This is a genomic window from Halomonas sp. NyZ770 (assembly GCF_020616575.1).
GTDB lineage: Bacteria > Pseudomonadota > Gammaproteobacteria > Pseudomonadales > Halomonadaceae > Vreelandella > Vreelandella hamiltonii.
Genome location: NZ_CP085143.1, coordinates 2,032,074 through 2,057,872, shown reverse-complemented (window position 1 = coordinate 2,057,872; position 25,799 = coordinate 2,032,074). Strand labels below are relative to the sequence as shown.

Below are 25,799 nucleotides of genomic sequence, written 5' to 3'. Positions count from 1 at the left end.
ATGATTGTTCTGACCGATTGGTCAATAATGGTGAGCTTGGGACAAAAAAGCGTGGCTTGCAAGACTTTGTTGTCAGCGCGTTTTGATGCCCTGAAACGATGCATAAAGAGCGAAAATGCCCCTTTTTGCAGCGTTGTCCGACGTTGGGCCTGAGCTGATCGGCACAACCCGAGCCTATATCAAGGAGCTTACTCAATGACGCTTGATACCGCTAACCATGAGAGCGCCAGCAGGGATCGCATCGAGCAGATGATATTGAGTGCCGCCGAACAGGTGTTTGCTCAGCATGGTTATCGCGGAGCCAGCCTGCAGTCGATTGCTGACGTCGCTGGTTTGCCCAAGGCCAATATCCTCTATTACATGGGGAGCAAACAGGCGCTCTATGTGCGACTACTGAATCGCATGATGAAGCGCTGGAACGCGGTGCTGGAGGACATTACGCCAGCGAGTGACCCAGCAGCCGTATTGAGCGATTTTATTCGCACCAAAATGGTGCTTGGTCAGCGCTATCCCGAGGGTTCCAAGCTGTTTGCGGCTGAAATCCTGGGGGGCGCACCTTTTCTGAAGGATTACCTGAACGGTGAGCTGAGAGAGTGGGTCAGCAGCCGTGCCGCCATCATGCGAGAGTGGTCGCGACAGGGGAAGATGGATGATGTGGATCCTCGCTGGCTGATTTTTCTGATCTGGTCATCCACCCAGCACTATACCGAGTACAGTGCCCAGGTGAACGGCATTCTCGGCCAGGAGGCACTGGCCGAGGAGGACATCGACGCTATTTGTCGCTTCCTGGAGCATGTGATCTTGAAAGGCTGTGGCATAGAGCGCCCAGTCGTATCGATTGCATGAGTTCGACCATGCCTGAGCTGCCCATCGAGCAACACCTGGCGTCGATCGAAGACGCTCTGGACACCCACTCTCGCCTCATTCTGGTGGCGCAGCCCGGCGCGGGCAAGACCACCCGCGTGCCGTTGCGGCTCATCGAGCGCCCTTGGGCGCGTGGCCAGCGCCTGCTGATGCTCGAACCTCGGCGGGTGGCGGCCAGGCTGGCGGCAACCTACATGGCCGCTCAGTTGGGTGAGCCGGTGGGTAAGCGTATTGGCTATCGCATGCGCGGTGATCAACGGGTGGGGCCTGACACGCAGCTGGAAGTGATCACTCAGGGGGTGCTGACGCGCATGCTGCAGGATGACCCGCTGCTGGAGGGGGTGGCCGGCATTCTCTTCGATGAGTTTCATGAACGCAGTATCGAGTCCGACCTGGGTCTGGCGCTGGCAATGGACGTGCAGCAAAGCATTCGTGACGATCTCCGCCTGGTGGTGATGTCCGCGACGCTGGATATAGAGGCGCTGCGTACCTTGCTGGGCGAGCATACTCCGGTGATCGAGAGCAGTGGCCGCGCCTTTCCGGTCACCACGCTATATCGGCCACCTGTTGGCGGTGAGACCGCCGCCATGGCGGCGCGCAGCGTCGTGGAGGAAGCCGTGGCGCTGGACGATGCCCAGGACATATTGGTCATCTTGCCCGGCGTGGCGGACATCCGCCGGCTCGCTCAGGCGCTGGCGGCTTCATCGCTGACGCTGGATATTCGCACGCTGCATGGCGGCATGACGCTGGATGCTCAACAAGCGGCACTTAGCCCTGGTACGCAGCGGCGGGTGATCATTTCCACCTCGATCACCGAATCGAGCCTGACGGTCGACGGCGTCAACGTCGTCATTGACGCAGGCCTTGAACGGGTGCCCGAGTTCAGTGCCCAAACGGGGCTTACGCGGTTGACTACCCGTCGCGTCAATCGTGCCAGCGCCGACCAGCGGCGTGGGCGCGCGGGTCGCCAGCAATCAGGCTACTGCTATCGTCTGTGGGCACAGGACCAGCCGCTGGTCGCGCACCGCGAGCCCGAGATGCTGCAGGCCGATCTCTCGCGGCTGGCGCTGGAACTGGCGCTATGGGGGGTCAATGCACCCCACGCGCTTGCCTGGCTATCTCCACCCCCCAAGGGCGCATGGCAGAGCGCGCGCGATCTTCTCCAGCGGCTGGGGCTGCTCGATCAGGCCGGCGGGCTGACCCCGTTGGGGCAGCAGTGCGGTACCTTGCCGGTGGAGCCTCGCCTGGCCGCGATGCTGGTGCGCTCCAAGGCTGGAGAAAATACCGCGCTGGCCTGTGCGTTGGCAGCGCTGCTGGAGGGCCGGGAGCGTCTTGAGGGAACATTGCAGGAAGCCCTGGCCGCTCGGCTGAAAACATCTTCTGCATTCCCAATCTGGCACCAGGAAGTCAAGCGTCTGGCGGCGCTGATGGGATGCACGGTGCCGTCACGCCTTGATCTTGAGCCTCTGGGTGAGCTGCTTGCGGTGGCGTTTCCTGACCGAGTGGCCCAGCTCATGAACCTCGGGCGTTTCAAGCTGGCCAATGGCAAGACGGCAACGCTATCGCCGCAGCACCCGTTGGCCAACGAGCCGTATCTGGTGGCCGTTCACCTCGACAGCGCTAGCCGTGATGCACCGATCCAGAGGGCAGTGCCCCTCTCCGAACAGGCTTTGCGAGCCCTTTATCCGGCGACGGCGAGGTGGCACGAACGAGTTGCCTGGCAAGAGCCGCCAGGCAAGCTGGTGGCCGAAACGGTGCAGTGTCACGGTGAGCTGGTATTGGCGGCACGCCCGCTACAGACGCTGCCCGCCGCCGCTGCCGAACAAGCGCTGATGAGCGCTTTGCAGCGCCGCCCTTCAGCCTTGCTGAATGACGAGGTCAGGCGCTTGCAGGGGCGCATGGCGCTGCTCAAGCGTACTTTCCCTAGGCAATGGCCCGACTGGTCCGATGCTGCGTTGGTGGATGATCTGGACGAGTGGCTGGCGCCTTACGTGGCCGGTATGACTCGGCTGGCACAAGTCGAAAAACTGCCTTTCGCGCGGTGCCTGCTGGATACGCTGACCTGGGAAGCGCAGAGTGCGTTGGCACGTCTGGCGCCTATCGGCCTTACCGCGCCGAGCGGTAACACGATTACGCTGGACTATCTTCCCTGCCTGGAGGGCAGGCCGCCGGTGCTGGCATTGAAGCTGCAGGAGGCCTTTGGCTGGCAAGAAACACCGACCGTGGCCGAAGGGCAAGTGGCCGTGATGATTCACCTGCTGTCACCGGCCCGACGCCCTCTGCAGGTAACCCAGGACTTGCGCAGCTTCTGGCTGACCGGCTACCCGGAGGTGAGAAAAGAGATGCGCGGGCGGTATCCAAAGCACCCGTGGCCAGAAGACCCCTTGACGGCGCAAGCCACGGCACTGACCAAGCGCCGCTTGGGCAACGCTTGAAGGTCAGTCAAAGCGTGCTCTTTACTCTTGTGCAGGTTCCGGTACTTCTCCAGGGCGTTGATAGCGTACGCCGTCCGCGCGAGGTTCTTCGTAACGCTTGTTCTCATCTTCGGAAACCACCCCAAAGACCGTTTCCTGAGAGCCATCCGGCCATGTGTAAGTGGTACAGCCCGCCAGGCTCGACAGACCAAGAATAAAAACGAAACCAGACAGCGTGATACGACGCTTGGGCATGAAAAGCTCCCTGAAAATGGCACATGCTCATGAAAAAGGGTGACGACGAGTGCTGCGTAGTGTGAAGCGCACCGCCACTGCTCGCAAGCTAATTTCAATGGTGTCGATGCAGCAATGGAGATGATGATCGGTGGCGGGCATGTTCACCTTGTGTCTATGCTGGGATATCAGTCAGGTGTCCTTGTAAAAGGGCGTCAGGAAGACGCCCAGGCGGTTGAGTGCAGAAGGTGGGGAGTGGATATGTGGTCAGTCTTGAAGTCGGTACTGGCAGCCCTGATCGGGGTGCAGAATGATCGGCAGCGCAGGCAGGACTTCTCCAGCGAGCGACCTGCGGCGTTCATTGTGACGGGGGTCGTCGTCACGCTCCTGTTCGTACTGGCGATTGCCTGGTTGGCCAAGTGGGTCGCCGGATGAAACGTTGAGGCAAATCACGCAAGGTTTGCGTGACGAATGGCATTTGTTTTCTATACTGAGATTGACGTCTTAATCCTGCTTTAATAAAAGCATGGCGAGAACAACAATAATAAAGGAGGTTTCTATGCCCCCAGTGTGGCGATGGCTACTACTTCCCTCATCGAGTCTTGCCGTCGCGTCAGCGGCGTCGGCCAATAGTTGGAATATGCCGGTGGGTGTCACGGACGTCAGCCGTGATATCTTCAATCTGCATATGACCATTTTTTGGATCTGCGTCGTCATTGGCGTCGTGGTGTTTGGCGTCATGTTCTACTCGCTGTTTCGCTATCGCCACGCCAAGGGAGCCAAAGCAGCCCATTTTCACGAGCACACCACGGTGGAAGTGTTGTGGACGGCCATTCCCGTGCTGATTCTGGTGGGTATGGCGATTCCCGCCACCGCTACGCTCAAGAACATGTATGACGCCTCGGAAGCCGACCTGGATGTGATGATCACCGGCCAGCAGTGGCGCTGGCGCTACGAATACCTGGGCGAAGACGTTGCCTTCAACTCCAACATGAGCACCCCTTGGGAGCAGATCCGCGGGCAGGAGGAGCGAGGAGAGCACTATCTGCTCGACGTGGACGAACCCCTGGTCTTGCCAATCAATCGCAAAGTGCGCTTTCTGATGACCTCGGACGATGTCATCCACTCCTGGTGGGTGCCCGAGCTGGCGGTCAAGCAGGACACGATTCCCGGCTTCATCAATGAAAACTGGGTGCAGATCAATACACCCGGTATTTACCGCGGACAGTGTGCCGAACTCTGTGGTGTCAATCATGGCTTCATGCCTGTCGTGGTACATGCCATGGAAGAAGAGGAATTCGATGCCTGGCTGGTAGAGCGGCGTGAAGCGGCCGAGCAGGAGGCCATGGGCGTCGACCGTGAATGGGAAATGGAGGAGCTGATGGCCAGAGGGGAAGCGGTGTACCGCGCCATCTGTTCTTCTTGCCATCAAGCCGAAGGGCAAGGGGCGATGCCGGCCTTCCCGGCATTGGCCGGTAATGATCAGTTGATCGAAGACCTGGATTGGCATATCGACAGGATCGTCAATGGGGTCTCTGGCGCGGCGATGCCTGCCTTCCGGGCAACTCTGAACCCCGTTGAAATTGCCGCAGTGGTCACCTATACCCGCAATGCCTGGGGAAATGACACGGGTGAAACGGTACAGCCTGCAGCCATTGCTGAGCTGATAGCCCAATAACTCCACGTTTCTACCCATAACAACGAAAAGCAGGCGGAGAAGCTCATGGCGCCCCAACTACCCCCTCAGCATCCGTTGCAGCATAGCTCTACCACTCACGCTGGCACTCATGCCAGCGCCGGTTCTGCCCACCATGAGCATGCGCATCACCCGAAAGGACTCATGCGCTGGCTATTGACCACCAATCACAAGGAGATCGGTACGCTCTATCTGATCTTCTCGCTGACCATGTTCTTCATTGGGGGCATCTTTGCACTGGTGGTCAGGGCAGAGCTTTTTCAACCAGGACTGCAGCTGGTACAGCCCGAGTTCTTCAATCAGATGACCACCATGCATGGCTTGATCATGGTGTTCGCAGCCGTCATGCCTGCCTTCACGGGACTGGCCAACTGGATGATCCCGCTACAGATCGGAGCGCCTGACATGGCGCTTCCTCGGCTCAACAACTTCAGCTTCTGGCTGCTGCCTGTCGCCTTCACGCTCCTGCTTTCAACACTGTTCATGCCGGGCGGCGGGCCCAATTTTGGCTGGACCTTCTATGCGCCCTTGTCCACTACCTACGCGCCACCCTCCACGACCTTCTTCATCCTGGCCCTGCACATCGCCGGTATCAGCTCCATTCTGGGGGCGATCAACATCATCGCCACCATCCTCAACATGCGTGCCCCCGGTATGCGCATGATGGACATGCCGCTGTTCGTCTGGACATGGCTCATTACCGCTTTTCTTCTGATTGCCGTCATGCCCGTGCTGGCGGGGGTGATTACCATGATGCTCATGGATATCAATTTCGGAACCAGCTTCTTCGATGCCTCGGGGGGCGGTGACCCGGTGCTGTTCCAACACCTGTTCTGGTTCTTTGGGCACCCCGAGGTCTACATCATGATTCTGCCAGCCTTCGGTATCGTGTCTGCGATCATTCCAACCTTTGCGCGCAAGCGTCTGTTTGGCTATGCCTCCATGGTGTATGCCACGGGAGCCATTGCGCTGCTCTCGTTTCTGGTATGGGCGCACCACATGTTCGTGGTGGGCTTGCCGTTGGCGGCAGAACTCTTCTTCATGTACACCACCATGCTGATCGCCGTGCCAACCGGCGTGAAGGTATTCAACTGGGTAACCACGCTATTTCGAGGCTCCATCAGCTTCGAGCCACCCATGCTGTTTGCACTGGCATTCGTGGTGCTGTTCACCATCGGTGGTTTTTCCGGGCTGATGCTGGCCATTGCACCGGCCGACTTTCAATACCATGACACGTACTTCGTGGTCGCTCATTTTCACTATGTGCTCGTGCCGGGGGCCATCTTTGCCATCATGGCAGGCGTGTACTACTGGCTGCCCAAATGGACCGGCCACTATCCCAACGAGCGTTTGGCTCAGTGCCATTTCTGGTGCTCGATCATTGGGGTCAACCTGACCTTTTTCCCCATGCATTTTGCCGGGCTGGCGGGCATGCCCAGACGGATTCCCGACTATGCGCTGCAGTTCGCCGACTTCAACCTGCTGTCCAGCATCGGCGCGTTCTTCTTCGGTTTCTCTCAACTGCTGTTCGTGCTGGTCGTCGTACTGTGTGTCAAGGGGGGTAAAAAAGCACCGGCCAAGGCTTGGGAAGGGGCTGAGGATCTGGAATGGAGTGTGCCTAGCCCGGCGCCACTGCATACCTTTGAGACGCCACCTGTCTTTCAACGCCATCAGGCACATGATTAGTCATGCGTAGTCGGGGGAGGGCTCCAAGATGGCCATCAGCAGTGCAGAGCAAACGGTAGCCGTTCGGCGTACGGTCATTCGCACCACGGCAGTGCTGGTGGGGATGTTTGCCTTCGCCTTTGCCTTGGTCCCGCTTTACGACGTTTTCTGCCGTATCACAGGGCTGAATGGCAAGGTGGATACGACCGCCCAGGCCATCGTTCACGAAGAGGTGGACACGTCGCGTTTCATCACGGTCCAGTTCATTACTCGTGGCAGCGCGGGGTTGCCCTGGCAGATGAGTGTTGCCACGCGCCAGATGCGTGTGCATCCCGGGCAAACTGCCGAGGTCGATTTCACGTTCACCAATAATAGCCAAGCCCAGAGCTGGGGGCGTGCCGTGCCTAGCGTATCGCCTTCCAACGCCACGACACACCTTCGCAAGGTCAGCTGTTTCTGCTTTCAAGAGCAGCAGCTGCAAGGCCAGGAACGGCTGACCATACCTCTGGTATTTCAACTCGCCCGGGATCTGCCAGCGGAGATCAATACGATTACGCTGGTGTACACCCTCTATCCCGTTCATCACGTCGCACTGAGTGACCCTTATGACAATGCCTCAGGAGGCAGCATATGAGCAGCGGCAGCTATTACGTACCTGCGACCAGCCGGTGGCCAGTATTGGGCTCGATTGCGCTGGGTGTGATGATGATCGGTGCCGGTATTCAACTGGTCTATGGCACCGGTATGCCAGTCTTGGCGGTTGGATTGGTGGCCGTGGTGGCGGTCATGGGTCTCTGGTTCCGAGATGTCGTGCATGAGTCGATGGGCGGTTTGTACGATGCCCAGATGGATCGCTCGTTTCGCTGGGGGATGGGGTGGTTCATTTTTTCGGAAGTGATGTTCTTTGCAGCTTTCTTCGGGGCGCTTTTCTACGTCCGAACGTTTGCGCTTCCGTGGTTGGGCGGTGAGGGTGCCAAAGGTGTATCGGCGCTGCTATGGCCTGGTTTCATTCCCGAGTGGCCGCTGTTGAACCCTCCTGATGCCGCCGTGTCAGGGCCCCATGGCGTGCTGAGCCCATGGCAGTTGCCGCTGGTGAATACGTTGCTGCTGGTCACATCGAGCATCACCCTGACGGTCGCTCATGAAGCGCTCAAGCTGGGTTATCGAGCAACATGTCGGAATTGGCTGGCGGCAACGGTCGGTCTGGGCATTTGCTTCATCGTCATTCAGGGGGTCGAGTACTACGAAGCCTACCACCATTACGGGATTACCCTGGAAGCCGGTATCTTTGGCGCGACTTTTTTCATTCTCACGGGCTTTCATGGTCTACACGTGATCATTGGCACACTGATTCTGGCCACCATGCTGGTCAGAATCATCAAGGGACATTTCGCCAATGAGCAGCATTTTGGTTTCGAAGCTTCGTGCTGGTATTGGCATTTTGTCGATGTGGTGTGGGTAGGGCTGTTCATCTTTGTCTATGTGCTTTAATGCGTCAGCCCAGTTCGCCGGACCAGAAGCCAAAAATGAGCAATGCCATGAGCAGACAGCCCAGGCCGACACGCCATTTCAGCGAGGTCAGAAGGCGCCGTGAAGCGCCGTGGTCTCGCAATAAAAAACCAGCACCTGCGGCGAGGCTGGCCACCATGCCTATGAATACCAATGCGATCAGTAGCTTGAGTGCCATGCGTCGACGCTCCCGTGTTACCTTGCGGTTATGTGTATGGGGTTGTTTTTGGACCGTGGTGGTCGTTGCTGGTGTGCTGTTAGGACTATGGCAGTGGGAGCGTGCTGCTGACAAGCAGCGATCGCTTGACCAGCGTGCCGCAGCCCCCTCCCTGGTGTCACCGGTCAGTGAGCCAGTCGAGGGCGCCACGTTGCGCCTGCAGGGCGAATATCTGGCGGCGAACACGCTCTATCTCGATAACCGTATCCTCAATGGCCGCCTGGGCGTTGCCGTGCTGACCCCCTTGCGTGACGAGCATGGTCAGCTCTGGCTGATTCAACGTGGGTTCATGGAAACCGGCAGCAGCCGAGAGCCACCGGTTTCGGCGACACCAGCAGGCCTGGTGCAGGTCATCGGCGAGTGGCAGGTGGCGCATTCGGATGGTCTCGTCTATGGCAATAATCTGGAAGGGGTGAGGCTGCAACGGCTCGACCTGGCTCCCTGGACGTCCGCACTTGGCGAGTTCCGTTTTGCCGGATGGGTGCATGCTCAGGAGGGCGATGGTGTCTTGATCCCCTGGTGGGAAGCCAATGTCGTGCCACCAGCTCGCCATCAGGCTTATGCGTTTCAGTGGTGGGGCCTGGCGTTGGCGGCTCTGGCGGTAATGCTGATCGGGGGCCACCGCCTCATGAATGACCCTCGGGTCGCGAGAATCAGGAGTTAACCCGATGTCCTCCAGCGCAAAGCGTTTTCCTCGTCTTATCCTGATGTTACTGTTCGTTGCGTTTGCCGCGCCAGTGGTGATCGCATGGGTCATGGTGACATGGCGCATCGGTATACCTTCCCATTACACCGCTCATGGCGATATTTCCGTGACTGCGCCACCACTGGAGGAGTGGCCACTAACGTCTAGACTTGAGCCTGGTGAGCAGTGGATGCTGGTGTTCGAGTGCGTGGAGCCCTGTGAAGCAAGACAGGATGAACTGTGGCGTTTGCACCGCGCGCTCGGACGGGAGGCAGGGCGCTTGCAACGCATCAGGATAGGCGGCGACTTGCAGATATTGCCTGGGGAGGCTGCTACGACATGGCACACCTTGCCCACTTGGCGTGGTGAGCAACGAGTCTGGGTGCTGGACCCCGCAGGCCGCCCAGCGCTGGCCTATCACACAACGGCCACTGCGTCAGACATGCTCAAAGATATCAGGCACTTGTTCAAAGTGAATGCTCTGTAATTTTTCCCGGCGACTGAACAGCCGTAAGGACACGTGATGATTCATTCCGATAAGCACCGTTTGCGCCTGCTGGTAGCGTTGAGCCTGGCAGGCACGCTATTGACGATGCTGGTCATTCTGGTGGGGGCTTGGACTCGCTTGGTGGATGCTGGGCTAGGGTGCCCCGATTGGCCTGGTTGCTATGGGCGATTGCTGGTGCCTGATAGCGAGCATGCGGCACTGCGTCATCCGGATGTGCCGCTCGACCCGTTCAAGGCCTGGGTCGAGATGGGGCACCGCTATGTCGCCAGTTTTCTCGGGCTGCTGGTGATCGGAACGCTGCTTCTGGGGTGGCCATTGAGGCGCCGAGAAGGCTACCCGTGGAAGGTAAGCGTCGCGCTACTGGTAGTGATCCTCATCCAAGGCGCGTTTGGCGCATTTACCGTGACCTTGAAGCTCTGGCCACAGGTGGTCACGCTGCACTTGTTGGGCGGGCTGAGTGTGTTGATGCTGTTTTTCTGGCTTCATCTGCGTATCCGGCGGTCGGCAAAAGGGGTGTTGGCGTCTCCCCGAAAGCCAAGCCTGCTTTGGCTGCTGGCTGGGGCGGCGCTGGTGCTGCAATTGGCACTGGGGGGCTGGGTAACGAGCAATTATGCCGGCATTGCGTGCCAAGGGTTTCCCACCTGCAACACCCAGTGGTGGCCTGAAATGGATTTGAGCGAAGGGTTTCATCTGACCCAGACCGTGGGCCCCAATTATCTGCATGGTCAACTGCATGCCGATGCGCGCACTGCCATTCACGTGGTACACCGTTTAGGTGCGTTGCTGCTGGGTATCGTGCTGTTGGCGCTCTGGTGGCGCCATCGCCGCCAGAGTGAGGTCGTGGGTGCCTTGTCCATGGTCGTGTTGCTGTATGTATTACAGGCAGGGTTAGGTGTTGCCAATGTGTTGCTCTGGCTGCCGTTGTGGCTGGCGTTGCTGCATACCGCTGGCGCAGTGCTGTTGTGCCTGGGGCTGGGGTGGGCCTGGTGGCGCTACCGTTATATGCCTGAACGGTCACACGCAGTGCAGGCGCTCGACGGGAAAGCGTTATACGTGCAGGCCCGATAGTCCAATGATTGACCTTGAAAACAATAACAATCCATCAGGTGATCACTATGCGATACGCAACACTGGATAGCACCTTGCCTGCCGTGCGCTGGGGAGTATTGAAAGAGCTGGTGTTACTGTGCAAGCTCAACGTGGTAGTCGTCATGTTGGTATGTACGGCCGTAGGCATGGCGCTATCGACACCAGGGGTGCCGCCACTGAAAGCGGTCATCTACGGCCTTCTGGGGGTCGGGTTGGCCTCCAGTGGGGCCGCCGCGTTCAACCATATCATCGACCGCCATCTGGATGCTGTGATGACGCGTACGTCACGGCGGCCGTTGGCGGCACACCGCTTGCCTGTCTGGGTGGCCGTGCTATGGGCCGTGGGGCTCTCGGTGGCGGGCATTGGACTGCTTGCCTGGCAGGTGAATACGCTAGTGGCTGCGCTGACGCTGGTATCCTTGGTGGGTTACGCCGTGCTTTATACCGCGTACCTCAAGCGTGCCACGCCGCAAAATATCGTCATTGGTGGTGTGGCAGGGGCCTCGCCGCCGCTGCTTGGGTGGGTCGCCGTGACGGGCAGCGTATCAGCAGAGCCCTTGCTGCTGATGTTGATCATCTTCGTATGGACACCGCCGCATTTCTGGTCGTTGGCTATCCACAAGCGTGACGATTACGCCCGAGCCGGCATCCCCATGTTGCCCGTGACGCATGGCGTCGTGTTTACGCAACTGCAGATCTGGCTCTACAGCTGGTTGACGGTTGCCGCATCACTTTTGCCGGTTGTCGTCGGGATGAGTGGCTGGGTCTATCTGGTGATTGCCGTAGCGCTCAATGCGCGGTTCATTTATTGGAGCTGGCGCGTATGGAAAGGGGATGACCAAGAAGCGCCGCTGCTTGCCTTCTGGTTTTCCATTCGTTACCTGCTGGGACTGTTTGGCGCGCTCTTGTTGGACCATTATACTTTTCTGCTGCCCTCGGCCCTTGGGTAGCGAGGACGAGCAAATGACAAAATTGGTCTACGCTGTAGAAAACGGTGTACAATTTTCGTTAAACTATTTCACGGCTGAATGAAGAGGTTTCATGAGCTCTACCGTTGCACTACTGTTGCTGGCTGTCGCGATGATGGTGATTGCCGGGCTAGGGGGCTATGCGTATTCCCTGCGGAAGGAGGTAAAGCGTCGGGAAGCTTTTCGTATCGAGGAAGAGCAGCGTGCTCAGCAGAACAGCCTTGAAAATCTGGATTACGTCGTAAGCGCGCTGGTGCAGGAGCAGGTGGATATCACCGAAGGCTCTTGGCGGTGTAAGGTGCTGCTGGAAATCGTTGATCCTAGTCTTGCAGAAAGGCCAGAATTTCAAGCATTTGCCGAAGTCTACAACCGGACGCGGCATCTCAAGACCCACTCTGCTCGCAAGCAATTGACGCCCCGAGAGCGGATGCGTGAAGACAAGGAACGGCTCGAAGTGGAAGCTGAAATGCGACCTGCGGTGCTTGCCGCTGCCGCTGCTGTGATCCAGTGGCGCGCCAAAGGTTCCAAGGCGTTACACTGATTTTTAGTGTCATTGGTGTCAGCTTTGCTATGCTAAACACGTCGGTATTGGCAAGAAGTTGATATCACGGCATTGTTGCCTTCTAACGCTGAAACGTTAATGATAGGCACCTCGTTCGATTTCATGATGCGCTCCGGCGCCCATCCTGAAGAAGAACAGCGAAAAATGGATGCTCTCGCTAAAAGAAGCATTAGATAGATTTGGTCACAGACCATATCAGCATTGGATCAAGAAGGAGTCTTGCATGAAAAAATCAACAACTGGCTTGCTAATCGGTTCTGCCCTCGTAGTAGGCCTCTCTGGCTGCGCCAGCTCTGCCTCTCAGTCTTCTGGTCAGGCGAGTGCAAGCAGTGACCGTAGCTGGTACCAGCATCCCGCCGTATGTGGACTTGCTGGCGGCCTGATCGGTGGCAGCATTGGCTACGCGACTAGCGGCAGCTCTGACGAAGAGAGTGGCGCTGCCACTGGCTTCGCAGCTGGCGCTGCCATCGGTGGCCTGCTGTGTGCCGACCACACCCCTGAGCCGGTTGCACCGCAGTGCCCGAGCTATGGTGAAGTGCCTGCAGGCGTGGCAGTTGACGCTGAAGGCTGCCCGCTGGACTCAGACGGTGACGGCGTGCCGGATTACCGTGACCAGTGCCCGGGTACCCCAGCTGGTGTGGCAGTAGACGCCAATGGCTGTCCGCTGGACTCCGACGGTGACGGCGTGCCGGATTACCGTGACCAGTGCCCTGATACCCCCGCGGGTGTTGCCGTGAACGCGCTGGGTTGCCCGGAAAGCCTGGTACTGCGTGATGTCAACTTCGAGTTCGACTCCGCACAGCTGACTGCCAATGCACAGCAAGTGTTGAACGGTGTTGCCGAGCGTCTGGTCAACAACCCTGACGTACGTGTCAGCATCGAAGGCCACACCGACTCACGTGGTGCTGCCGAGTACAACCAGAACCTGTCTCAGCGTCGTGCCGAGTCCGTGGCTGCCTACCTTGCCCAGCGTGGCGTAGAAGCTAACCGCATGCGTGCTGTAGGTTACGGCGAAGAGCGTCCTGTTGCGACCAACGACACTGACGAAGGTCGTGCGCAGAACCGTCGCGTAGAACTGGATGAGTGGAACTAATCACTTGCCGGTATGATGCTCCTTGACAGGCCACATGTGTGGCGCTGAAAGAGAGTAAAAGAACGGGAGGCCATGGGCCTCCCGTTTTATTTTATGAAGTGCCAAAGTCTGTTAGGCTGTCGGCCGGTTTCGAGCCCGTTTTTCTACCGTTGATAGCGAAATGTGATCCCTGGTATGGATCACCACTGCGCTCAAGGAATATTTGAATGCCCATAGTGACACTGCCTGACGGCAGCCAGAGAACATTTGATAGCCCCCTTTCCATCATGCAGCTGGCAGAGTCCATTGGTCCTGGTTTAGCCAAGGCCTGCGTGGCGGGCAAGATCGATGGGGTGCTGGTGGACGCAGCGGATATCATCGAGCAGGATGCCGATGTTTCCATCATCACGGCGCGGGATGACGAGGGGTTGGAGATCATCCGCCATTCATGTGCCCACCTGATCGGCCATGCCGTGAAGCAGCTCTACCCCAGCGCCAAGATGGCGATTGGCCCGGTTATCGATGATGGTTTCTACTACGATATCGATTTTGGTCAATCCGTGACGCCAGAAGATCTGGAGGCGATCGAGAAGCGCATGCAGGCGCTGATCGACCAGGAGTACGACGTAATACGTGAATACGTCGATAGTGCCAAGGCCATGGCCACCTTCGAAGAGCGTGACGAGCCCTACAAACAGGAAATCGTCCGTGATATTCCGGAAGGTGCTGCGATTCGCCTGTATCATCATGAAGAGTACACGGACATGTGCCGGGGGCCGCACGTGCCGAATACCCGGCACCTGAAAGCCTTCAAGTTGACCAAGCTGGCGGGCGCTTACTGGCGCGGCGACGCTTCCAACCCGATGCTCACGCGTATTTACGGCACGGCTTGGGGCGATAAGAAACAGCTCAAGGCTTACTTGCAGCGCTTGGAGGAAGCCGAGAAGCGTGACCACCGTAAATTGGCGCGCAAGATGGACCTCTTCCACCTGCAGGAAGAAGCTCCCGGTATGGTTTTTTGGCATCCCAATGGCTGGACCATGTACCAGGCCTTGGAAGAGTACATGCGTAACGTACAGCGGGCGCATGGTTATCAGGAGATCAAGACACCCCAGGTGGTCGATCTCTCGCTGTGGAAAAAATCAGGCCACTGGGGTCACTACAGTGAGCTGATGTTCACCACCGAGTCCGAAAAGCGTGAGTACGCGGTCAAACCGATGAACTGCCCTTGCCATGTGCAGGTGTTCAACCAGGGGCTGAAGAGCTACCGCGACCTGCCTTTGCGTCTGGCCGAGTTTGGCAGTTGCCATCGTAATGAACCCTCTGGTTCACTGCATGGTCTGATGCGGGTGCGTGGGTTTACCCAGGACGATGCGCACATCTTCTGTACCGAAAAGCAGATTCAGGCAGAGGCCGAAGCGTTCATTGCGCTGACGCTGCAAGTCTACAAAACGCTTGGATTCGACGAGGTAGAGCTCAAACTGTCCACGCGTCCTGAAGACTTCCTTGGCGAAGCAGAAATGTGGGATCGAGCCGAGCAGGGCTTGGAAGCTGCCTTGAATGCCACGGGACTTGCGTGGGAGTTGCAGCCAGGTGAAGGGGCGTTTTACGGTCCCAAGATCGAGTTTGCACTGCGCGACTGTCTGAATCGAGTATGGCAGTGCGGCACCTTGCAGTTGGACTTCAATCTTCCGGGCCGCTTGGGTGCTCAGTACGTGGATGAAGATGGTGCGCGCAAGACGCCGGTCATGCTTCATCGTGCCATTCTGGGCTCTTTCGAACGTTTCCTGGGTATTTTGATTGAGCACTATGCCGGTGCTATGCCATTATGGTTGGCCCCGCAGCAAGCGGTGTTGATGACGATTACCGATGCACAGCGCGATTTTGCTCTGGAAGTAGAGCGTCGGCTGCAAAAAAATGGCTTGCGGGTCAAGGCGGACTTGAGGAACGAGAAGATCGGCTTTAAAATCCGTGAGCATACATTACAGAAAGTTCCCTATCTCCTGGTGGTAGGAGATAAGGAAGTAGAAGCTGACTCAGTGGCCGTGCGTACTCGCAGCGGCGAAAATCTCGGCACCATGACCATCGACGAATTCATCGAAAGGTTCAGTGAAGAGAGAGCAGCCCTGGCGACATCGTCAATTGCCTAAGGAGACAGAGCAATCAAGCGAAGCAATCAGCGCGGGCGTCCACAAGATAAACGCCCACCAATGAACGAGCGGATCACCGAAGAAGAAGTACGTTTAATCGATGCCGAAGGCGAGCAGTTGGGCGTAGTGCCCACCTCCGAGGCTCTTGAGCGTGCAGAAGCGGCAGGTCTGGATCTCGTACAAATCTCGAATGCCGACCCCATCGTCTGCAAGATCATGGATTACGGCAAATTCGTTTTTGAGACCAAGAAACAGAAAGCGGCTCAAAAGAAAAAGCAGAAGCAAATCCAGGTCAAGGAAGTCAAATTCCGTCCTGGCACCGACGAGGGCGATTATCAGGTCAAGCTTAAAAACCTGATTCGCTTCCTGGAAGGTGGTGACAAGGGTAAGGTCACATTGCGCTTCCGTGGTCGTGAAATGGCGCATCAGGACATCGGTCGCAAGCTGATGGAGCGGATCGCGGCAGACCTGGAAGAGATCGGAGCGGTGGAGTCTTTCCCGAAAATGGAAGGCCGCCAGATGATCATGATCCTTGCCCCGAAAAAGAAGTGATCCAACGGCGTTGTTAACGGGCCAGCGCATTTGCGCTGGTCGGCCCTGGGTTTTCTAAAAAATATCGAGCGGAGTTATCTCATGCCGAAAATCAAAAGCAACAGCGGCGCTGCCAAGCGCTTCAAAAAGACCGCTAACGGCTTCAAGCACAAGCAGTCTTTCCGTAGCCACATCTTGACCAAGAAGTCGACCAAGCGTAAGCGTCAGCTGCGTGGCATGAAGCAAGTGCATGCTTCCGACAAAGCGCTGATTCAGCGCATGCTGCCGAACCTGTAAGGTCGAATTTTCTTATCTGAGCACCGTCTCAGTCATAAAGTCAGGAGTGTGTTATGACCCGTGTTAAGCGTGGCGTAGTTGCCCGTCGTCGCCATAAAAAAGTTCTGAAGCAGGCCAAAGGTTACTACGGTGCCCGTTCGCGTGTTTTCCGCGTAGCCAAGCAGGCTGTCATCAAGGCCGGTCAGTATGCCTACCGTGACCGTCGCAACCGCAAGCGCCAATTCCGCGCTCTGTGGATTCAGCGTATCAACGCTGGTGCACGTATCAACGGCATGTCTTACAGCCGCTTCGTAGGTGGCCTGAAGAAAGCCGGTATTGAAATCGACCGTAAAGTATTGGCCGACCTGGCTGTACACGAGAAAGCCGCATTTGCTGCTATCGTGGAAAAAGCCAAGGCTGCCCAATAAGGCACTTTTCACTGGGCTAGCCCAGCGTGAAATGCCCGTGGTCATTTCAGTGTGACCCATGCAGGGGAAGAGCAGCCGCTCTTCCCCTGTTTTTTTGTCACCTTCAACATGCCTGCCATCCCCGTGGATGGAGCCGCTTAATTCGGAGTGAAATCGGATGGACCACCTTCCTACTCTGGTGTCTGAGGCCCGCGAAGCTATCCAGGCTGCGCAGAGTGTCTCGTCGCTGGATGAGTTGCGCGTACGTTACCTGGGCAAGAAAGGCGAAGTGACTGCCTTGCTGAAAGGGTTGGGTAAACTATCGGCCGAAGAGCGACCTGCCGCAGGTGAGCAGATCAACCAGGCCAAGCAGACCCTGTCGGCGGAAATCGATAGCAAGCGCCAGCAGCTGGAAAATGCCGCCCTGGATGCGCGCCTGGCAGCAGAGCGGATCGATGTCACTCTGCCAGGGCGTGGGCAAGCCAGCGGAGGGCTGCACCCCGTGACGCGAACGCTGGAGCGTATCGAGGGGCTGTTTACCAGAATTGGCTACGATGTTGCGGTAGGGCCTGAAATCGAAGACGACTACCATAATTTCGAAGCACTCAACATTCCTGCCCATCATCCTGCGCGCGGCATGGCGGATACGTTTTACTTCGATGCGACGCGGTTGCTGCGTACCCATACCTCGCCGGTGCAAGTGCGTACCATGAAAAGTAGCGAGCCGCCCATCCGGATCGTTTGTCCGGGGCGCGTTTATCGTAGCGATTCCGACCTGACCCACACGCCCATGTTCCACCAGGTAGAAGGGCTGCTGGTGGATGAGGGCGTCAGTTTTGCCGACTTGAAAGGCACTATCGAAGACTTCCTGCAGGCGTTTTTCGAGCGTGACGACTTGTCAGTTCGCTTTCGTCCTTCCTACTTCCCGTTCACCGAACCCTCGGCGGAAGTCGATATTCAGTGCGTGATGTGCAGCGGTGAAGGGTGTCGTGTCTGTTCTCACAGTGGCTGGCTGGAAGTCATGGGTTGCGGCATGGTGCACCCTGAGGTGTTTCGTCATTCGGGGATCGATACCGAGCGCTATACCGGGTTTGCATTTGGCATGGGTGCCGAGCGTCTGGCCATGTTGCGCTATGGGGTCAATGATCTACGCCTATTCTTCGAGAACGATTTGCGCTTCCTGCGCCAATTCACCTGATACTGCTGCTTACGACGGGAAAAATTATGAAGTTTTCAGAACAGTGGCTGCGTGAATGGGTTGCTCCGCAGTTGGATGCGCAAGCCATTGCCGATCAGATCACCATGGCAGGGCTCGAAGTCGACGCGGTCGAGGCCGTTGCTGCAGCTTTCAGTGGCGTCGTCGTTGCCGAAGTGTTGAGTAAAGAGAAGCACCCGGATGCCGACAAGCTCAATGTGTGCACCGTGGATGACGGTACCGGCGCGCCCGTCCAGGTGGTGTGTGGTGCCGCCAACGTGGCAGTCGGTCAGAAAATTCCTTTTGCCCAGGTGGGCGGAGTGCTGCCGGGCGACTTCAAGATCAAGAAAGCCAAGCTGCGTGGTGTCGAATCCAATGGCATGATCTGCTCGGCATCCGAGCTGGGTTTGGAGGAGGAAACCTCGCCAGGCATTCTGGTACTCTCCGAGGCAGCTCCGGTCGGCGTCAGCTTCCGCGAGTACATGCAGTTGGACGACATGACCATCGAGGTCGATCTGACGCCTAACCGCGGTGATTGTCTGAGCATCAAAGGGTTGGCGCGCGAAGTGGGCGTGCTGAACAGACTGCCTGTCAGCGGCCCGCAGATTACGCCGGTGCCCGCCACGATCGACGATACTTTCCCTGTGCGCGTGGACGCCGCAGAGCAGTGCCCCCGCTATCTGGGGCGTGTCATCAAGGATGTCGACGTACAGGTGGAAACGCCGCTATGGATGGTGGAGCGGCTGCGCCGCAGTGGCGTGCGCTCGATCGACCCGGTCGTCGATGTCACCAACTACGTCATGCTCGAGCTGGGTCAGCCGCTGCATGCCTTTGACCGCGACAACCTTCACGGCAGTATTTGTGTGCGCATGGCGCAGTCGTCAGAGCGACTGACCTTGCTGGACGGCCAGGACGTAGCGCTTCGTCAGGATACGCTGTTGATTACTGATGAGCGTGGGCCCCTGGCCATGGCCGGTGTCATGGGAGGGGAAAACTCTGGCGTCAGCGAGAAAACGCACACCATTTTCCTGGAGTCTGCATTTTTCGCGCCGCTAGCGATTGCGGGCAAGGCTCGCTCTTATGGCCTTCATACGGATGCCTCGCACCGCTACGAGCGTGGGGTGGACCCTGAGTTGGCCAGTAGCGCGATCGAACGGGCGACCCAATTGCTGCTGGAGATCTGTGGTGGCCAGGCTGGCCCGGTTACGGAAGCTGTTCACCAGCAGGCAATACCTGCACCGAAGACCATCATGCTGCGTGAAGCACGACTCGAAGCAGCGCTTTCCAAGCAGCTGCCAGGTGATGAGGTGAGCGATATCCTCGAGCGCCTGGGGCTGCAAGTGGAGCGCTTGGCGGAGGGTTGGAAGGTCAAGGCAGCCAGCTGGCGTTTCGACATTGCCATCGAAGAAGACCTCATCGAAGAGGTCGCTCGTGTGCATGGTTACAACAATCTGCCCGTCCGCCGACCAGCCGCTCGCCTGGCGCTGCGTCCTGCCAACGAGTCGACCCTGACGCTGGCGCGTCTGCGTAACCAGCTGGTGGCTCGTGGTTATCAGGAAGCGGTGACGTATAGCTTCGTGGCGCCAGACCTTCAGGCGGCACTGCTGCCCGACGCCGTATCACCCGTATTGGCCAACCCGATTTCGGCGGATCTGTCCGTCATGCGAGCCAGTCTGTTTCCGGGGCTGGTGAGGGCGCTGGAGCACAACCTCAATCGCCAGCAGTCGCGCGTTCGTCTCTTCGAGACGGGCCTGGTGTTCAATGGCCCGCTGGACGATCTTTCTCAAGTACCCATGATGGGGGCGCTGGTGTGCGGAGGTCGTGAAGCAGAAGGCTGGAGTGGCGGTAAGGCAGCCGTCGATTTCTATGATCTCAAGGGCGACCTTGAGAGTGTGCTGGCACTGGGGGGGGCTGCAGAAGATTGGCGCTTCGAACCTGGCGAGCACTCGGCTTTGCATCCGGGGCAGACGGCCAAGGTGCTGCATAAAGGGAAGCCGGTTGGCTGGATTGGAACGCTGCATCCTCAGGTGCGTGCCAAATTGGGCCTGAAAGTGGATGCCGTGCTGTTCGAAGTGCGACTGGATGCTCTGAGTCAAGGTGCAGTTCCCGCCTTTGAACCACTTTCCCGCTATCCAGAAGTGCGCCGCGATCTGGCGTTCACGGTCAAGGAAGAGACGCCAGTGCAGGCGCTGCTCGACTGTGCGAAGTCTCAGGCGGGAGAAAGCTTGAAAGACATCAAGCTGTTTGATGTCTATGCTGGTAAGGGCGTTGCCGAAGGTCACAAGAGCATTGCGCTGGGCTTGACCTGGCAACACGCATCGCGCACGCTAAATGATGAAGAAATCAACCAGTTGGTTGATGCCATTGTGACTACCGTGCGTACCGAGCTGAACGCTGATCTGCGCGGTTGATGACGCCATGCCATGACATGACGCTTACCACGATCCTGGCAGTGCGTTTGCTACACCGTTTGCTACATGGAGGAGCCTTATGGGTGCGTTGACCAAAGCAGAGCTAGCAGAGCATTTACATAGCGAGCTGGCGCTGTCAAAACGAGAAGCAAAAGCGATGGTCGAAGCTTTTTTCGAAGAGATTCGCGCTTGCTTACGTGAAAACGAGCAAGTGAAGCTGTCAGGATTTGGTAATTTCGACCTGCGCGACAAGCGTGAGCGTCCAGGGCGCAACCCCAAGACCGGAGAGGAAATTCCGATTTCGGCGCGCCGAGTAGTGACCTTCAGGCCTGGTCAGAAGCTCAAGCAGCAGGTAGAGCGGTATGCGAGCGAAAGTGGTCTTGGCAAGCCGGATTAGCCTTGACCACCCATGTCGAAAAGGAGTGCTGGAAAGCACTCCTTTTTTTATGGCTGAAAGATTAGAAAGGCTACAGGCCTCTCCCTTCGATCAACCAGGTGATGATGACTTTGATGATGTAACCCATCATGCCTGCGCCGAGTACGACGAACAGCATGATCGTGCCGAATTTGCCTGCATTCGACTTTTTGGCCAAATCCCAAATGATGAAGCACATGAACACGATCAAGCCGCCGATCATGATAGGGGTGATCCATGTCTCAAAGGCTTGCTGCATAAGCGCTCCTGCAGATAGAAGATGTAAGAGTAGAAGGAAGAAGGGCGTGCGCAACGTGCGCGGCTTTTGCCAGTCGTGTTAATATTTGACCAAATTCATCAGGTATTTGTCGACTGAACATTGTGAACTGGGAGTAAGCAATGCCAAAGATGACGATTGTGGTGGGCACCATGTATGGCGGTGCCCTTGACGTAGCCGAGCAGGTCAAGCCGCTGTTCGAGAAGGCGGGATATGCCGTAGTGGTGTCTGAACAGCCAACGTTGACAGACGTGAGTGGAGATAATGACCTGACGCTGTTTTGCTTGTCGACCACCGGTAGTGGCGACTTTCCTGGCAATATCGTACCGTTCGTGCGCAGCCTGAAAGACCAGTCACCTTCGCTCACCGGTCTTCGTTACGGACTGATCGCGCTCGGCGACAGCTCCTATGGCGATACGTTCTGCGGTGCCGGCCGTGCACTGGACGAGCTGCTGACATCGTTGGGTGCTCAGCGTCTCGGGGAACGGTTGGAAGTCGATGCCATGGAGACCTTCATGGCCGATGATGCTGCAGTGCCGTGGGTGGAAGAGTGGATCGTGGCTCAGCAGTTGAAGGTGGCGTAACCATGCAGTCAGCGGCTCACTCTCCTGAACGGGTAAGCATTGCCATTGGCCTGTGCGTGGTCATGTTGTCTGCTTTGCCGCGCTATCTGGCGGGCGGGCATGAGACTCGTCAAACGCTGATCGTCATGGCCCTGGTGCTGGTGGCAGGGGCGGCTGCGGTGCAGTGGAAGATGCTTCCCGTCGAGGCTCGTCAGCGGTTGCCAGCGCTGCTCAAGCGCCTTAGTGTCATGATGTTGTTGGGCGCCATCATCATGGGTGGTTGGCATGCGCTGTTCACGGCGTGGATCAGTTGGCAGGAATTCATCTCCCACGCGGCCACCTGTGGGCTACTGTTGCATGCCGTCACACTTTGGTGGCGTTCGCGCGCTTGAAGTCGTGCAAGCATTGGAATGCGCCTGTTTTTGATGCCCGAACCCTTGAAATTGGGGGGCTAGCCCCCATCTTGCGAGCATGGCGCTTGCCTCCTTGCGTCAGGGTTCTTAAAATCGCCCTCTTGAATCAATTTTACGTAATCAACCCAACGCCCAGCCGCTAGAGGACAATTCATGCAAGTTTCCGTCGAGACGACCTCCCAGATCGAACGCCGTATCACTATTCAAGTGCCGGCAGCAGAAATCGATGGGGCCGTCAGCGCTCGCTTGAAAGAGACTGCGAAAAACGTTCGCCTGAACGGTTTTCGCCAAGGCCGGGTGCCGATGGCCGTTGTTAACCAGCGTTACGGCGACAGCGTGCGCAATGAAGTGGTTGGCGAAGTCATGCGCGAGCGTTACGTGCGCGCCATCACCGAAGAAGGCCTCAATCCTGCTGGCTTCCCGCAGATCGAGCCCAAGGTAAACCAGGCGGGCAAAGATCTCGAGTTCGTCGCGATCATGGAAATCTACCCGCAGGTCGAGCTGGCCTCCATCGAAGGTACTGAAGTAGAGCGTCCGGTCGTCGCCGTCAATGATGCCGATGTCGACGAGATGATCGATACCCTGCGCAAGCAAAACGCTGCCTGGGAAGAAGTCGACGCCGCTGCTGCCTCTGGCGATCAGGTCACCATCGATTTTCAGGGCTTCCTGGGCGATGAGCCTTTCGAAGGCGGCAGTGCTGAAGGCCACGCGTTGGTCATCGGATCGAACAGCTTCATTCCTGGTTTCGAAGATCAGCTGATCGGTGCCAAGGCGGGTGAAGAGAAAACGATTTCCGTCACCTTCCCGGCAGATTACCAGGCCGAGCATCTGGCAGGTCAGGAAGCGACTTTCAAGGTCACTGTCCACAAGGTCAGCAGCCAGAAGCTGCCGGAAGTGGATGCGGCGTTCATCGAGCGTTTTGGCGTTGAAGGCGGCGACGAAAGCCAGTTCCGCGCTGAAATCAAGAAGAACATGACCCGTGAAGCGGCACAAGCCGTGGATAACCGTGTCAAGCAGCAGGTGCTGGATGCGCTGAAGAAAGCCAACGACATCCCCGTGCCGAGCGCGCTGGTGCAGCAGGAAACCGACGCCATGAAGCGTCAGGCAGCTCAGCAATTCGGTCTGGGTGAAGACTTCGACGTCAGCCAACTGCCCAATGAGCTGTTTGCCGACCAGGCCAAGAGCCGCGTGCAGGTAGGCTTGCTGCTGGCGGAAGTCATCAAATCCAACGAGCTGGATGCCGATGATGCCGCCATCAAGGCGAAGGTGGAAGAGCTGGCTGAGCAGTATCAAGACCCCTCGGAAGTCGTCGAGTACTACATGGGTAACGAGCAGCTCAAAACCCAGGTGAAGTCTGCCATCCTCGAAGAGAAGGCGGTCGAGAAACTGCTGGAGCAAACGAACGTCAAAGACGTTGAAATGTCTTATCAGCAGGCACTGGCAGCCGCCCAGCAGCAGGCTGAGCAAGATGAGACCGCTGAAGAAAGCGAGCAGGCGAGCGCCTGATCTCATCGAGTCGCGCACCTGTTCTCAGGTGCGCTTTTCCCTTACCGGACGCAAGGAATCACCCGAATGAGTGAGTTTGATATTCAAAACGCCGGCGGTTTAGTGCCCATGGTGGTGGAGCAAAGCGCCAAAGGGGAAAGAGCCTACGACATCTACTCGCGCCTGTTGAAAGAGCGCGTCATTTTTCTGGTGGGTCCTGTGGAAGACTACATGGCCAACCTGGTGGTCGCTCAGCTGCTGTTTCTGGAGTCTGAGAACCCCGACAAAGATATTCATCTGTACATCAATTCGCCTGGCGGTTCGGTCACGGCTGGCATGTCGATTTATGACACCATGCAGTTCATCAAGCCGGACGTCTCCACGGTGTGTATTGGTCAAGCGGCCAGCATGGGCGCCTTGCTGCTGACGGCGGGTGCTGCTGGCAAGCGCTACTGTCTGCCCAACTCGCGCGTCATGATCCACCAGCCGTTGGGCGGTTATCAGGGTCAGGCGTCGGATATCGAGATTCATACCCGTGAAATTCTCGGTATTCGTGAGAAGCTGAACCAGATTCTGGCCCATCATACGGGTCAAGATATCGAAACGGTGGCCCGTGATACCGACCGTGATAACTTCATGAGCGCCAATAAAGCAAAAGAGTATGGCTTGATTGACGCAGTGCTGGATAAGCGTCCTACATCCTGATAGCGTAGTAGGATTCTGCTTTTCTAAGAGCTTTTCAGGCGGCTCTGGCCGCCTTAGTGACAGAGGTACGCGAATGGCCGACGGCAAAGGCAAGGACGAAGGTGGCAAGCTGCTGTACTGCTCGTTTTGCGGTAAAAACCAGAACGAAGTACGCAAGCTGATTGCTGGCCCGTCCGTTTATATCTGCGATGAGTGTGTCGACTTGTGTAATGACATCATTCGCGAGGAAGTTCTCGAAGCCGATGCCGAGAGCGATGAGGAGCGTTTACCCACGCCCCGCGAAATACGTCATACATTGGACGATTACGTCATCGGGCAAGACCGCGCCAAGATGGTGCTGTCCGTAGCGGTATACAACCACTACAAGCGTCTCAAATCAGAGGTGCGCGAAGGCGACGTGGAGCTGGGTAAATCCAACATTCTCCTGATTGGTCCTACCGGTAGCGGCAAAACGCTGCTGGCGGAAACCATGGCGCGGCTATTGAATGTACCCTTCACGATTGCAGACGCCACTACGCTGACAGAAGCGGGCTATGTGGGTGAGGATGTCGAAAACATCATCCAGAAACTGCTTCAGAAGTGTGATTACGATGTAGAGAAAGCCGAGCGTGGCATTGTCTATATCGATGAGATCGACAAGATTTCTCGCAAGTCGGATAACCCCTCGATTACTCGTGATGTATCGGGTGAGGGTGTTCAACAGGCGCTGCTCAAGCTCATCGAAGGAACGACGGCGTCCGTGCCTCCCCAAGGTGGGCGCAAGCATCCCCAGCAGGAGTTCGTACAGGTCAATACGGCCAACATCCTGTTCATCGTTGGTGGTGCTTTTGCCGGACTGGACAAAGTCATCCGTGATCGCGCTGAAAAAGGTGGTATCGGTTTCAATGCCAGCGTGAAAAGCAAGGAGTCCAGTCGGGGCGTGGGTGAGCTGTTGGCCGACGTCGAGCCCGAGGATCTGGTGAAATTTGGCCTGATTCCCGAGTTCGTGGGTCGTTTGCCTGTCATCGCCACGTTGACCGAGCTCACCGAAGATGCCTTGGTGCAGATTCTCACGGAGCCCAAGAACTCGCTGGTCAAGCAGTACGCCAAGCTGTTCGAGATGGAAGACGTGGAGCTGGAGTTCAGGGATGAGGCACTGCGTGCCGTGGCTGCCAAAGCCATGGAGCGCAAGACCGGAGCTCGTGGTTTGCGCTCGATTCTGGAGTCCGTGCTGCTGGATACCATGTACGAAATCCCTTCATTGGAAGGCGTCAGCAAAGTGGTCATCGAAGGTTCGGTGATTGCCGGCGAAAGCGAGCCACTGCTGATCTACTCCCAGCAAGAGGCTGCCCGCGTTGACGGCACCGATGGTTAACCGCCCGGGTTTCCGCGCGGTCTGATGACCACCGCATGCGCCAATCCAAGGGGTCGCCTAGGCGGCCCCTTGTTGTTCATACGTCTTGTATCATGAGCTGCTTGGCAAAGTATCCGGCTTGAATGCCGTTCAAG

28 protein-coding genes are annotated in these 25,799 nt (G+C 57.5%); 25 read left to right on the top strand and 3 right to left on the bottom strand.

Annotated features, from left to right (window positions below; all coding sequences use genetic code 11):
- Nucleotides 1–195 precede the first annotated feature (195 nt).
- Complete coding sequence (locus LG409_RS09480) at nucleotides 196–846, top strand: TetR family transcriptional regulator C-terminal domain-containing protein (protein ID WP_144984593.1); 651 nt, start codon at nucleotides 196–198, stop codon at nucleotides 844–846.
- A gap of 8 nt (nucleotides 847–854) precedes the next feature.
- A complete protein-coding gene (gene hrpB, locus LG409_RS09475; RefSeq protein WP_227406539.1) occupies nucleotides 855–3,299 on the top strand; it encodes an ATP-dependent helicase HrpB in 2,445 nt (814 codons plus the stop codon).
- A 21-nt stretch (nucleotides 3,300–3,320) separates the two neighbouring features.
- Here hrpB and LG409_RS09470 read toward each other — a convergent pair whose 3' ends face one another.
- Nucleotides 3,321–3,533: a hypothetical protein gene (locus LG409_RS09470; protein WP_096922917.1), complete on the bottom strand. Its 213-nt coding sequence runs from the start codon at nucleotides 3,531–3,533 to the stop codon at nucleotides 3,321–3,323.
- 240 nt (nucleotides 3,534–3,773) lie between these two features.
- Here LG409_RS09470 and LG409_RS09465 point away from each other — a divergent pair, with 240 nt between their 5' ends.
- The 5 genes from LG409_RS09465 (at nucleotide 3,774) to LG409_RS09445 (ending at nucleotide 8,364) form a co-directional block, all read left to right on the top strand.
- Nucleotides 3,774–3,947, top strand: coding sequence for a DUF2970 domain-containing protein (locus tag LG409_RS09465; RefSeq protein ID WP_084123813.1), 174 nt, complete (start codon nucleotides 3,774–3,776; stop codon nucleotides 3,945–3,947).
- 124 nt (nucleotides 3,948–4,071) lie between these two features.
- Nucleotides 4,072–5,190, top strand: a complete 1,119-nt coding sequence (coxB, locus tag LG409_RS09460) for a cytochrome c oxidase subunit II (RefSeq protein ID WP_039181877.1) — start codon at nucleotides 4,072–4,074, stop codon at nucleotides 5,188–5,190.
- A gap of 45 nt (nucleotides 5,191–5,235) precedes the next feature.
- Nucleotides 5,236–6,894 (top strand): cytochrome c oxidase subunit I, encoded by a 1,659-nt coding sequence (ctaD, locus tag LG409_RS09455; protein WP_039181874.1) that lies wholly within the window; start codon nucleotides 5,236–5,238, stop codon nucleotides 6,892–6,894.
- Between the two features lie 28 nt (nucleotides 6,895–6,922).
- Nucleotides 6,923–7,507: a cytochrome c oxidase assembly protein gene (locus tag LG409_RS09450; RefSeq protein WP_227406538.1), complete on the top strand. Its 585-nt coding sequence runs from the start codon at nucleotides 6,923–6,925 to the stop codon at nucleotides 7,505–7,507.
- Entirely contained in the window at nucleotides 7,504–8,364 is an 861-nt protein-coding gene (locus tag LG409_RS09445) for a cytochrome c oxidase subunit 3 (RefSeq protein ID WP_039181869.1), read from the top strand. The genes LG409_RS09450 and LG409_RS09445 overlap by 4 nt, the downstream gene beginning before the upstream one ends.
- A 4-nt stretch (nucleotides 8,365–8,368) precedes the next feature.
- Here LG409_RS09445 and LG409_RS09440 read toward each other — a convergent pair whose 3' ends face one another.
- Nucleotides 8,369–8,560: a DUF2909 domain-containing protein gene (locus LG409_RS09440; RefSeq protein ID WP_039181867.1), complete on the bottom strand. Its 192-nt coding sequence runs from the start codon at nucleotides 8,558–8,560 to the stop codon at nucleotides 8,369–8,371.
- Nucleotides 8,561–8,615: 55 nt separating this feature from the next.
- Here LG409_RS09440 and LG409_RS09435 point away from each other — a divergent pair, with 55 nt between their 5' ends.
- The 13 genes from LG409_RS09435 to LG409_RS09375 all read left to right on the top strand — a co-directional run bounded on the left by LG409_RS09435 (nucleotide 8,616) and on the right by LG409_RS09375 (nucleotide 20,850).
- Nucleotides 8,616–9,263, top strand: coding sequence for an SURF1 family protein (locus LG409_RS09435; protein WP_308428120.1), 648 nt, complete (start codon nucleotides 8,616–8,618; stop codon nucleotides 9,261–9,263).
- 4 nt (nucleotides 9,264–9,267) lie between these two features.
- A complete protein-coding gene (locus LG409_RS09430) occupies nucleotides 9,268–9,771 on the top strand; it encodes a hypothetical protein (protein ID WP_039181860.1) in 504 nt (167 codons plus the stop codon).
- Nucleotides 9,772–9,807: 36 nt separating this feature from the next.
- Nucleotides 9,808–10,860 carry a COX15/CtaA family protein gene (locus LG409_RS09425; RefSeq protein WP_227406537.1) on the top strand — a complete coding sequence of 351 codons (1,053 nt, stop codon included), beginning with the start codon at nucleotides 9,808–9,810 and terminating at the stop codon, nucleotides 10,858–10,860.
- Nucleotides 10,861–10,907: 47 nt separating this feature from the next.
- The gene (locus tag LG409_RS09420) at nucleotides 10,908–11,831 is read left to right on the top strand and encodes a heme o synthase (protein ID WP_144984613.1); all 924 of its coding nucleotides are present in this window, start codon (nucleotides 10,908–10,910) and stop codon (nucleotides 11,829–11,831) included.
- Nucleotides 11,832–11,922: 91 nt separating this feature from the next.
- On the top strand, nucleotides 11,923–12,390 hold the full coding sequence (locus LG409_RS09415; protein ID WP_039181851.1) for a DUF2489 domain-containing protein: 468 nt from the start codon (nucleotides 11,923–11,925) through the stop codon (nucleotides 12,388–12,390).
- Nucleotides 12,391–12,634: 244 nt separating this feature from the next.
- Nucleotides 12,635–13,504 (top strand): OmpA family protein, encoded by an 870-nt coding sequence (locus tag LG409_RS09410; protein ID WP_039181848.1) that lies wholly within the window; start codon nucleotides 12,635–12,637, stop codon nucleotides 13,502–13,504.
- Nucleotides 13,505–13,710: 206 nt separating this feature from the next.
- Complete coding sequence (gene thrS / locus LG409_RS09405) at nucleotides 13,711–15,633, top strand: threonine--tRNA ligase (RefSeq protein ID WP_039181845.1); 1,923 nt, start codon at nucleotides 13,711–13,713, stop codon at nucleotides 15,631–15,633.
- Nucleotides 15,634–15,645: 12 nt separating this feature from the next.
- Nucleotides 15,646–16,185 (top strand): translation initiation factor IF-3, encoded by a 540-nt coding sequence (infC, locus tag LG409_RS09400; protein WP_081135803.1) that lies wholly within the window; start codon nucleotides 15,646–15,648, stop codon nucleotides 16,183–16,185.
- An 81-nt stretch (nucleotides 16,186–16,266) separates the two neighbouring features.
- Complete coding sequence (rpmI, locus tag LG409_RS09395) at nucleotides 16,267–16,461, top strand: 50S ribosomal protein L35 (protein WP_039181842.1); 195 nt, start codon at nucleotides 16,267–16,269, stop codon at nucleotides 16,459–16,461.
- 53 nt (nucleotides 16,462–16,514) lie between these two features.
- Nucleotides 16,515–16,868, top strand: a complete 354-nt coding sequence (gene rplT, locus LG409_RS09390; RefSeq protein ID WP_009097607.1) for a 50S ribosomal protein L20 — start codon at nucleotides 16,515–16,517, stop codon at nucleotides 16,866–16,868.
- Between the two features lie 157 nt (nucleotides 16,869–17,025).
- Nucleotides 17,026–18,045 carry a phenylalanine--tRNA ligase subunit alpha gene (gene pheS, locus LG409_RS09385; protein WP_039181837.1) on the top strand — a complete coding sequence of 340 codons (1,020 nt, stop codon included), beginning with the start codon at nucleotides 17,026–17,028 and terminating at the stop codon, nucleotides 18,043–18,045.
- A 26-nt stretch (nucleotides 18,046–18,071) separates the two neighbouring features.
- The gene (pheT, locus tag LG409_RS09380) at nucleotides 18,072–20,453 is read left to right on the top strand and encodes a phenylalanine--tRNA ligase subunit beta (RefSeq protein ID WP_227406536.1); all 2,382 of its coding nucleotides are present in this window, start codon (nucleotides 18,072–18,074) and stop codon (nucleotides 20,451–20,453) included.
- 79 nt (nucleotides 20,454–20,532) lie between these two features.
- A complete protein-coding gene (locus LG409_RS09375) occupies nucleotides 20,533–20,850 on the top strand; it encodes an integration host factor subunit alpha (RefSeq protein ID WP_039181832.1) in 318 nt (105 codons plus the stop codon).
- Nucleotides 20,851–20,920: 70 nt separating this feature from the next.
- Here the strand turns inward: LG409_RS09375 and LG409_RS09370 are convergent, their stop codons facing one another.
- The gene (locus LG409_RS09370; RefSeq protein ID WP_039181829.1) at nucleotides 20,921–21,127 is read right to left on the bottom strand and encodes a DUF2788 domain-containing protein; all 207 of its coding nucleotides are present in this window, start codon (nucleotides 21,125–21,127) and stop codon (nucleotides 20,921–20,923) included.
- A 140-nt stretch (nucleotides 21,128–21,267) separates the two neighbouring features.
- Between LG409_RS09370 and LG409_RS09365 the strand changes: the two genes are divergently transcribed.
- The 5 genes from LG409_RS09365 to clpX all read left to right on the top strand — a co-directional run bounded on the left by LG409_RS09365 (nucleotide 21,268) and on the right by clpX (nucleotide 25,665).
- Nucleotides 21,268–21,729 (top strand): flavodoxin domain-containing protein, encoded by a 462-nt coding sequence (locus tag LG409_RS09365; protein ID WP_039181827.1) that lies wholly within the window; start codon nucleotides 21,268–21,270, stop codon nucleotides 21,727–21,729.
- Nucleotides 21,730–21,731: 2 nt separating this feature from the next.
- Nucleotides 21,732–22,100, top strand: a complete 369-nt coding sequence (locus tag LG409_RS09360; protein WP_096922926.1) for a hypothetical protein — start codon at nucleotides 21,732–21,734, stop codon at nucleotides 22,098–22,100.
- A 174-nt stretch (nucleotides 22,101–22,274) separates the two neighbouring features.
- Nucleotides 22,275–23,627: a trigger factor gene (gene tig, locus LG409_RS09355; protein WP_039181821.1), complete on the top strand. Its 1,353-nt coding sequence runs from the start codon at nucleotides 22,275–22,277 to the stop codon at nucleotides 23,625–23,627.
- A 66-nt stretch (nucleotides 23,628–23,693) separates the two neighbouring features.
- Complete coding sequence (gene clpP / locus LG409_RS09350) at nucleotides 23,694–24,311, top strand: ATP-dependent Clp endopeptidase proteolytic subunit ClpP (RefSeq protein WP_016913935.1); 618 nt, start codon at nucleotides 23,694–23,696, stop codon at nucleotides 24,309–24,311.
- Nucleotides 24,312–24,384: 73 nt separating this feature from the next.
- Nucleotides 24,385–25,665 carry an ATP-dependent Clp protease ATP-binding subunit ClpX gene (clpX, locus tag LG409_RS09345; protein ID WP_039181818.1) on the top strand — a complete coding sequence of 427 codons (1,281 nt, stop codon included), beginning with the start codon at nucleotides 24,385–24,387 and terminating at the stop codon, nucleotides 25,663–25,665.
- Nucleotides 25,666–25,799: the final 134 nt, after the last annotated feature.